Here is an 8,748-nt window from a genome sequence, read left to right on the forward strand (position 1 = left end):
TGTTCCAAATTTTCAAATGATAGTCAAGATATGTATCTAAAACTTTATTTCGCCGACTTCCTTTCTTCCAGCAGTTTCTCAACCTCTGGCAAATTCTTATAATATTCTTTAAGGTTCCAGTCCATTTGAAATGATTGTTGCAAATAAGTTTCCATGGAAGGTAGGCCAACTTCAGCACGTAGTTTGTCTACTCCTTCAGGATTTTGAAGAGGCTGTACATATTTTTTACCGGTATTGGAATCGATAAAAATCTGACTACCATAAATTTGTTTTTTACCTTCACGTAAAGCCATTCGATCTTTTAAGAGAGCCAGGTTCGCGGGGAATGTTTTGTTGTCCTGCACAGCTTGTTCAATTACCGGAAGATATTTATTTTGAGTTTGTAGATCCGCATGCTGAATGACAAGGAAAATGGTTTGATTCCCTTGCATGTTGAGATCATCTGGCCATCCGTTCTGAAGTATACTTTCAACCTTTTCCAGATTTACAGAATCCTGGGTTTTCATTTGCTGAGCCAGTTCCTTTGTTTCATCCGAATTCATTTTCCCTTCCTGCTGAAGTTTAATAAGTTTAAATCTAATTTCCTGATCGGTCTTCCAGATCGAGTCCAGTTGAGTCTGAATGTTTTGTGGTTGATTTTGTGATGTGACAATACTACTTGCTAAAAGCATAGCAATGCTTACAATAATTTTGATCATGAATTATATTTTGTGATGGTGTATTATTACAACGAATCAAACGTTAGTTTGTTACAGCTTTTTTCCGAAAAAATAATTTCAATCTAAGTTCTTCAGATAAAGTACTCGTAATCAAATATCTGTGGTTGTCTTTCTTTAAAAAGAAAATTTTACAGAAGCAGTAATTTGAATTGGCTTCTGTAAATAAAAATACCATAACGGTTAGAACTACATTATCATGCCTTTAAAGTATCATTTTTTAAATAGTTCTTCAATAGCAATAAACTATTCCGTAGAAATTCGAAGTTTAATTAAGTAAAGGCCAGACGCCGCTCCATTTAATAATTGCCAGAATTAGTGCGAGAATTCCCAGCGCAATAAGGAAAACTCCCTGCCAGTAAAACGTTCTTATACCCCAGAATTTCCATAGCCTTTTATCCTCAGCTGGGTTCCCTCGAACATCTTTAAAGAAAAATTTATGTACAATATATGCGATAATTATAAATGCGATGATGGTTGATATCCAGAAAAGAAGCATCTTGTAGTTTAGTTATTTAGGGAGTGAAGATAGATCATTAAATAACATACTATGCTAATTGATGGTAGAATTAAAGTCCAAACTTTTATTCACTCTTTTCTAGTTGATCTTATAGTCCAGAGGAAGAAGTTCTGAAATTCGTTTTTCAGCCATAATTCCTTTTAGAAGTATGGCTTCTGGTGGGGACGGATTTCCAAATTGATCTATGGTAAACGTATTTTTTGAAACGATGGCAGACTGCTCCGTTTTATCGTAGAGAATGCTCAATTCATCTGTAAGTAATTCTATTTTTCGATTTTTTCCTTCCTCACTAATGTTGAAAAATTTGTAGGTAGGCACCTGGAAACGTTTATGATAGATCGCGAAGTTGTTTTCTTCCAGTTTCTGTTTGTAAAGTGAGCGCATAAAATGAAGTGATGAACCATAGTAACTACGATCTCTGTTTCTCAATACCTTTCTGCCGGTTTTCTTATTTAATGGCTGAAAGTAGGCTGAACCGGCAAAATAAGTGGAATAGGGTAGAAGTAGACCGCCATTCATCTGGAATCCCAGCTCAAAGTCGGCAAGCCGGTAACTAATGGCATAACCTAAATATTCGTTATGTATGATTAAAGGCTCATTTGCCGTAGCTTTCATTGATTTTTCTGAAGGGGAATATCTAAGCTTAATTGCGTCCTCATTGATGATCTTACAGTTGTACATCGCGTAGTTCCTTCCCAGAAATTCTTTTCTGAAGTGCCGAAGTTTTCGCGATCTGCTCCATGGGTCTGTTTCAAGGTAAACAGTTTCCAGTTCCTCACGTTTAAAAGGTAAGTAGTATTTTGAATCTACAGGATTTTTTAATATTTCTGAAGCATCTAATACAAGCGCTTCGTAACCAAGAGAAGTAATTATTAGTGCGGAATTATTATCCATGAAGGAGATGTCAAAATCTCCATCCTGGTTTGAAGAAACCCCAATACTGGTTCCATCAAAGTATATGGAAGCACCCATGATCGCGGTTGAATCTTCTGCACTAAGAACGGTTCCAGAGATCCTATTCTGGGAATTGACCGTTGCGGCAGTCATAAGCAATAGAACACAAATAATATTTAAGAATCTACTTCGAAAGGGAAATTTGACCATATATAATCGTAATAACGCTCTAATATAAAATATTTAAATTTCAGAAAAGAAAAAGCCATCCGGAAATGGATGACTTTTGTGTAAACCGTTTAGAGTTTTATTGAACCAGAAGTTCGAATTTCTTATATTCATACTGAATGATCTCGGGTTCGGCATCAATGAATTCCTGGGCAGCAGTTTCATAATCATTAAAAGATTCCAGCACAATTCCATTTCTCTGGTTCTTGAAGGTGGAAAATAATTTGACTTCGAACCATACTTTATCCAGTATTTCCATCTCATGATCGCTCACAAGGTTAGAGCCGCTTAGAATATCGTTCATCCGCTTTTCTGCGATCTTGTTCACTTGCTCAATCGCTGTAACATGCGTTGGCATATTTCGTAATGCCCCAACGACTATAAGATTTTTTCCGTAATGAATTTTATTTACGTATTGATCTCCATATTTAAGAGCAAATAAGTCGGGATCTTCAAGCCGTTCTGCATCAATAGCTAACCTTTCGTCTCTGCTAACGTCAATTATTGCGGCATTTCCTTCATTTTCTTTATAACCAAGGATTAAAACCTGGTCTTCAGTATAAGGATATTGTTCAATAATAGATTGATACATCTCAAAATTAACTGCGTGCTGCACTGCAAATTTTGAAGCTGGTGGGTGTAAATCTGCATACTTTCTGTATCCAATCACATCATCTTTAGGATTTGCATTGAAATGCCAGATAGGACTATGTGTAAAAGACGTTCCTATTGTTATGTAGCCGTTTTGAGGTTCATTAAAAGGATTAGCCTTAGGAGCATGGTTGCTGGTTAGAATACCTGAACCAAAATCATCCTGATCAAGAAATTCCTGTTCCAGAATCACTTCAGAATTTTTGGTGATTTTCACGTTTTTTGTACCTGTTTCCAGATCATAGGAAGTAATACTTTTATCCAGGCCATTCGTACTTATAAATTCAATGGAAGTGATTTCTCCATTGGTGTAAGTGTGTATCGAAGTTCCTAGTTCGCTGTAGACGATTTTTTCTGAAACTAAACCATTCTCATAGGCTGTTTCGAACCACACAGCGCCTTCAGGAGTATAGTACTTGGACCATAATGGCCGGTTTTGTTCATCTCTTCTCACCTCCATATATAGCTCCCGATCATCAAGGAAGTTATATACTTTAGCCGATTTGATGAATCCATTTTCATGATACGTAACCTCATGTATAGGCAGGTCTTCTGATTCTATATGTTTTGCTTCTTTGATCCAGCCGTTGTCATACTGACTCAGGATTTTTAGATGATCGTCAGATTTGATGGAATAATCGATTGATGGAGCACTATCGTCTGAAGTGCAGGATGAAAATAGAACTGCAACTGCCAATAGCAGAGACAGGTAAAATTTGTGATGCATTGATGTAATTTTTGATGTTTGTCAAATTTAGAAATTCCATTTGGATATCCAAATAAAATGCAGCACCGCACCTAAGCACTTTTAGTGGTGTACAGGCAACAATACACCATTTTTATACGCTAATTATTTGAACTTCTAACGCTTAGGGATACACCTTTGGTTATTCGCTCATTCTCTTCGGAAAAAGAATATTTATTCTTCAGATTCCATAAATTCAATTTCGATCAGGTAATAATGCGGAATATCAAAAGCAGTCCCCAATTTTTCAGGATCAATTTCAGATTGTGCGACGCGACAATAGGATCCCGATCCATCAGGATTTCTATTAGGTGTTATAATTGCCATTAAATGAAATGGTTTATTGATATCTTCCTGCAATATTTTTTTACTTCCGAAGAAATCTTTGGCGACATACCTGCCATTGTCATTGGTAAGTGCAAAATGAGATTGTTTGCTGCCAAATTGTTTACCCCTTAGCCAGATCTTGAGATCACCTTGATCGATCTTACTCAGCAATTTAAAAGAAGTCTGACTGGAGTCAACTTGAAACATCTTGTTACCACGCTCATCGAAAAGACTACTGGTTTCAATTAATTTACCATCCAGAAATTCTTTCATTCTAAGCACATAATAACGACCCTTAATGGATTCACCATCAAAACTGAACTCAGATTTATTGATATTCTCAAAATCATATAATAACTGCATTTCTTCAGTTTCCGTGCGAGTATTAATCGAAATATCGACCATAGCGGTTTCAGCATGGATCTGCTTATTGATCACTTCTGAATTTTCGATTTGACCAGATTGTGCCTGGATCAACAAAGGAAGTAATGCCAGGCTTAGAAGTAATTTTTTCATTGGATTATTTATATAGATTTGACCGTAAAAATTGAAAAAGTTAGCAGGAACACTTTAAAACATTAGGGTTCAATTTGAATGACTTATTAGTCCATATTTGACTCAAGTTTGCTGATAAGCTTCTGAGCCTTGACCTTTAGAGAATCAAGTTCTGAAGTCTTGCCAGAAACTACAAACTTGATGTTATCTACTTTTGTGTTTTTTATACGAACATTTCCGTTGATTTCAAAAATCAGGTCTATATCTGTTTCAGGAGCGTTATTTGAGAAAATAGTATCCAGGGAATTCCAATCGAAATCAGTTAATTCTCTTAATTTTTTAGTTTCGAATTTTAGTTCTGTAACCGAATAAGGTTGCTTTGGATCTGGTTTCTGTTCCTGGGCATTTATGCCGGTGAAACTGAAAAGTAGTGCAATGATTAGGACGAATTTGAATTTCATTGGTTGGTGTTTTTAACTAATACAGGATTTACTCATTGGAGCATATCATTCTTCAGTGAACAGTTAAATATACATAACTGACTAAGAACATCTGGTTATAGTCAGAAAACTTTCCGAAGTTATTTCAACAGCATAAAATACTAGCATCAACAAATTACTAAATCTGTTCTGACATATACATTTTCAGAAGATAAATAGATTCTTTCTACATTTTCAAGCGTCCTTACGGCGTCGTATGCAAATTATGGAAAAGAGATTTATTTTGATAATAATAGTGAATTTTAAAATTCAGATTATAGAAATCAAAACCTTAAAAAGTATCTACCAGGAAAGCGATCACAAAGATCCATCCTAAGTATAAAATCGTGTACGTGATTGAGTAAGTCATGGAAAGTAGAATATTTCCAACAGTTTTACCTGATCTGCTAAAAACCAGTTTTAATGCTCTAGAAAATAACCAGTAGAGCATCAAAATAAGGATGAATAAGGTGAACCAGAATAATGCTTCCAGTATTATTAATAATAAGATCATAGCAATGGTCATAAGGATCCAGAGCAGTATGGAAATAAGAACGCCTGCTATCCCATCACCCACACTCGAAGTGGGCATGTCGAAGTTACACGGAGTATCATCACCAAATAATTCTCCCTTTTTATAACTTCTGAATTTTGGAAAATTATCCTTGAGTCCGGCGCCAGTGTAGAGTCCGTAAGTCATGAACAAAAATAGAATTACTCCAATAATAGATAGAGAAAGGTAGAGGTTCATGGTGATTCCTCTATTGTAGCTCATACCATTTAGCCAGACACTTAAAAAGGTGGTGGTTATAACAAGAATAGAAATAATAAATATTGTTTTCCCTTTAAAGTAGTTTTTCTTTTCTGATTGATGCATTGATAAAAAAGTGAATTTATTTTGATTTCAGATAATAAAGTTATTGTTGGCCAGACTTAAGCAAACTAATATTTTCAATGCTCAAAACCAATCGTCATGGTGATTGGCAGGTGGTCTGAACCTATATCGGGACCTGTGGTTCTTTTAGTGACCTGCAAATGTTTGGATACTACGAAATGATCCAGGGTTGTCTGAAAAATCTTAAAATCGGCTGGCCAGGTTGGAAGAAGACCAAAACCAATCCTGCTATCCTTTAAATTTTCTCCCAGCAAAGTTTTGAAATGAGGGGAAAAGGATGAAGTATTGAAGTCACCGGCAATAATTAGATTTTTAGAAAATTTGGGAATATCTCTGGCTATATTAGACAATTGAGTATTCCGATTCAAAAACGACTGCTGGCCGATTGGTGGAACGGGATGAGTCGCCACGATCGTAAATTCCTGTTCCATACTACTCATATTTCCAATAATGGAAGGTTTATCGTTAAGATTGAGATAGTCCACGGAGCTTTTCATTTTGTACTTACTCAATAGAGCGATCCCGAAATTATCCTCCCTGGGAACAATCTCTGTGTGTTGATAGTTGGCGATTACAGGCTCAAGTGCGCTTAGCCATTCCGGAGTTAGTTCCATTAAAATAAGTATATCCGGATCTTCATTCTGGATATAATTGATGGTTGATTCTCTATTCGTATTACTGGAAAGTAAGTTGATACTTGAGATCTTGAAATGATGGTCAACTGCAGGAATTGATGTTTCGGTGTAATATGGGATAATAAAATAGAGATTCCATAGAAGATTGATGCTGAGTATTAGAACTGCCAGTACCTGTTTTCTCGAAAGTATTAAGGTAGGAATCACTAATAAGATCGAAATGATAAGAAGTTGCGTCTTAAAATTTGATAGAATATCTATTAGCCAGTAGCTTGTTATGATATGGGGCAGTAGAGAGGCTAATAATACTGCGATTAGCACTATCCAAAAGATTCTTTTTAGTAAGGTTTTTTTCATATAACAGGTGAAAGGATATTTGTTCAAATACTAAACGAGATATCTGAGAAATGTCCAATATTCTTTTCAATTTTCATTAAAATTCATTCTGAAATGCATAAATACAGATAGAATTATTAAAATGATAGTTTAATCCATCTTATTATTTTACATCCTAAATGAACTGGAATGAATAGTCTTTTTTATCGATTACGAACTAATTATTATGAATGTTGCCGTGGCTGGAAGGTGTCAAGCCTTTGGTTGACCTAACTTTGGGAAGAATTGCTCTGAATGTAGAAACGGGATTTACTAAAGTAATTGTAACACCTGATTTGCTGCGTTTAGTTATTGAACTTAATGAATTTATAGAAATTTCTACCCATCAGGAAATTAACATCGACTCCAATATTCAATTAAAACTAGTTTGCCCTTATTAAACTGAAACAAATAACCGTCGTCTTGCATCTTATCCTGGTTCGGAATAAATATATAAATTGATTGATCTGATCTATATTCATCATCAAATTTTCCAAATATTTCTTGCAGCTTATCTATTGTTGTTCCTTTATTCAAGTCAATACCTCCATAATTTAAAGTAAATATTTGGCTATTGAATTTGAATTCATCTAAAATATAATCATCTTCTCTATTTCCGGTAAAAACGAAATCTTTATAAACTATTGATTCAAATTCTTTCATTTGTTCTGCTGATGAAAGAAAGCCACATTCGTAATCTGGATTGGTTATTTCTAGAGGTTCTCCAAATTTTTCCAGAATTAGACTTTTCGAAGAACAGATACTTTGGCCATTGACCTCCAGCTTTTTAAAATCAATATTCTGCGCTAGCATTGGTTCCGTAAGGAATAGTAGTAAATATAAAATTGTAAAGTACTTCATACTATTTAAAATTTAAGTTCTTATTTCCCTTTTTGCCTCCGGTTCCTGCTATCGAAAGTTCAGGGAGTTAATACGCGGATTTGTTGGATTAGCTATTATTTTCCTGGTTCCTAAAATTCTGCATTTCGCTGAATACCCGTTATTTGTGATGAACCGATGTTGGCACGACGTGCATCTTTTCTAATTATTTCTTTATAAACTTTTAATTTGAAATCACTTATTTCAGTGTTTTCCTTGTCTTGAAGATCTCCAGTATCATTAGACAATTGATCCCAAATTATTTTATCTAGATATTCGGATTGTAGAAATTCATTAATTATTTCAACTTGGTTGGAAGTGAATTCTAACTTTGCCTCAAATGGTAATTTAGAGTGGTTGGCATTAATAAAGTTTATTCGAAGTTGTCCGGCCAATTCATCGTACCATATGTAGTATATTAAATCTGAGTTGGTTTTAGAAACATTAAGCTGAGACTTTGTATTGTTCTTTATTCGAGATAGGAAATTTATAAAATCGGTAATGGTTAGATTGGCTTGTTGTTCTTTAGAAACTGTAAATGATAACATGTTTTCATAAATTTCATTTTGAATTTGAGAGGTTTCATCGGTAAGAAAAATTTTCTCCGCGATATATGATTCGTATTGATTGAAATATTCTTCTTCACTCATAATCTAATGCTTGCGTGCTAACGGTCTCGGTTATCGCCAGTTGGCGGAGTATGGAAAACGGAGTTGTCGGCTTAGTATTGGTTTGCTGGTCAAGTTAATTATTTTCTTACTAACGGTGCCGCTTATTGGCGATGAACCGTCTTAAGTTTAATTTTTCTAAATTTTGATTGTATAAACAGAAAGAACTAAAGAGAGGAATAAGATTAAATGAACCGTGGGAACTCAAAGATTCCGTCAACAATGATAATCCCCTCTCTTT

General features: G+C 34.9%; 10 protein-coding genes. All 10 read right to left on the bottom strand.

Going from position 1 to position 8,748, the window contains the following annotated elements; translation table 11 throughout:
• Nucleotides 1-44 precede the first annotated feature (44 nt).
• The 10 genes from ACNKXS_RS14580 to ACNKXS_RS14625 all read right to left on the bottom strand — a co-directional run bounded on the left by ACNKXS_RS14580 (nucleotide 45) and on the right by ACNKXS_RS14625 (nucleotide 8,489).
• A complete protein-coding gene (locus tag ACNKXS_RS14580) occupies nucleotides 45-698 on the bottom strand; it encodes a DUF6624 domain-containing protein (protein WP_417921502.1) in 654 nt (217 codons plus the stop codon).
• A gap of 286 nt (nucleotides 699-984) precedes the next feature.
• Nucleotides 985-1,215, bottom strand: a complete 231-nt coding sequence (locus ACNKXS_RS14585) for a hypothetical protein (RefSeq protein WP_298529123.1) — start codon at nucleotides 1,213-1,215, stop codon at nucleotides 985-987.
• A gap of 99 nt (nucleotides 1,216-1,314) precedes the next feature.
• A complete protein-coding gene (locus ACNKXS_RS14590) occupies nucleotides 1,315-2,283 on the bottom strand; it encodes a carboxypeptidase-like regulatory domain-containing protein (protein WP_417921521.1) in 969 nt (322 codons plus the stop codon).
• A 154-nt stretch (nucleotides 2,284-2,437) separates the two neighbouring features.
• Nucleotides 2,438-3,736, bottom strand: coding sequence for a hypothetical protein (locus ACNKXS_RS14595; RefSeq protein WP_417921503.1), 1,299 nt, complete (start codon nucleotides 3,734-3,736; stop codon nucleotides 2,438-2,440).
• 192 nt (nucleotides 3,737-3,928) lie between these two features.
• Nucleotides 3,929-4,597 (bottom strand): hypothetical protein, encoded by a 669-nt coding sequence (locus ACNKXS_RS14600; RefSeq protein ID WP_417921504.1) that lies wholly within the window; start codon nucleotides 4,595-4,597, stop codon nucleotides 3,929-3,931.
• An 86-nt stretch (nucleotides 4,598-4,683) separates the two neighbouring features.
• Entirely contained in the window at nucleotides 4,684-5,037 is a 354-nt protein-coding gene (locus tag ACNKXS_RS14605) for a hypothetical protein (RefSeq protein ID WP_417921505.1), read from the bottom strand.
• A gap of 310 nt (nucleotides 5,038-5,347) precedes the next feature.
• The gene (locus ACNKXS_RS14610) at nucleotides 5,348-5,932 is read right to left on the bottom strand and encodes a hypothetical protein (RefSeq protein ID WP_417921506.1); all 585 of its coding nucleotides are present in this window, start codon (nucleotides 5,930-5,932) and stop codon (nucleotides 5,348-5,350) included.
• Nucleotides 5,933-6,006: 74 nt separating this feature from the next.
• Nucleotides 6,007-6,942, bottom strand: a complete 936-nt coding sequence (locus ACNKXS_RS14615) for an endonuclease/exonuclease/phosphatase family protein (RefSeq protein WP_417921507.1) — start codon at nucleotides 6,940-6,942, stop codon at nucleotides 6,007-6,009.
• Between the two features lie 372 nt (nucleotides 6,943-7,314).
• Nucleotides 7,315-7,821: a hypothetical protein gene (locus ACNKXS_RS14620; protein WP_417921508.1), complete on the bottom strand. Its 507-nt coding sequence runs from the start codon at nucleotides 7,819-7,821 to the stop codon at nucleotides 7,315-7,317.
• A gap of 110 nt (nucleotides 7,822-7,931) precedes the next feature.
• Nucleotides 7,932-8,489, bottom strand: coding sequence for a hypothetical protein (locus ACNKXS_RS14625; protein ID WP_417921509.1), 558 nt, complete (start codon nucleotides 8,487-8,489; stop codon nucleotides 7,932-7,934).
• Nucleotides 8,490-8,748 lie beyond the last annotated feature (259 nt).

The sequence above is a fragment of the Christiangramia marina genome (assembly GCF_048285865.1).
Taxonomy (GTDB): Bacteria; Bacteroidota; Bacteroidia; order Flavobacteriales; family Flavobacteriaceae; genus Christiangramia; species Christiangramia marina.

Excerpts from the sequence above, each read along its gene's own strand:
- ACNKXS_RS14580 (WP_417921502.1), bottom strand. The coding sequence starts at position 698 with ATGATCAAAATTATTGTAAGCATTGCTATGCTTTTAGCAAGTAGTATT.
- ACNKXS_RS14585 (WP_298529123.1), bottom strand. The coding sequence starts at position 1,215 with ATGCTTCTTTTCTGGATATCAACCATCATCGCATTTATAATTATCGCA.
- ACNKXS_RS14590 (WP_417921521.1), bottom strand. The coding sequence starts at position 2,283 with ATGACTGCCGCAACGGTCAATTCCCAGAATAGGATCTCTGGAACCGTT.
- ACNKXS_RS14595 (WP_417921503.1), bottom strand. The coding sequence starts at position 3,736 with ATGCATCACAAATTTTACCTGTCTCTGCTATTGGCAGTTGCAGTTCTA.
- ACNKXS_RS14600 (WP_417921504.1), bottom strand. The coding sequence starts at position 4,597 with ATGAAAAAATTACTTCTAAGCCTGGCATTACTTCCTTTGTTGATCCAG.
- ACNKXS_RS14605 (WP_417921505.1), bottom strand. The coding sequence starts at position 5,037 with ATGAAATTCAAATTCGTCCTAATCATTGCACTACTTTTCAGTTTCACC.
- ACNKXS_RS14610 (WP_417921506.1), bottom strand. The coding sequence starts at position 5,932 with ATGCATCAATCAGAAAAGAAAAACTACTTTAAAGGGAAAACAATATTT.
- ACNKXS_RS14615 (WP_417921507.1), bottom strand. The coding sequence starts at position 6,942 with ATGAAAAAAACCTTACTAAAAAGAATCTTTTGGATAGTGCTAATCGCA.
- ACNKXS_RS14620 (WP_417921508.1), bottom strand. The coding sequence starts at position 7,821 with ATGAAGTACTTTACAATTTTATATTTACTACTATTCCTTACGGAACCA.
- ACNKXS_RS14625 (WP_417921509.1), bottom strand. The coding sequence starts at position 8,489 with ATGAGTGAAGAAGAATATTTCAATCAATACGAATCATATATCGCGGAG.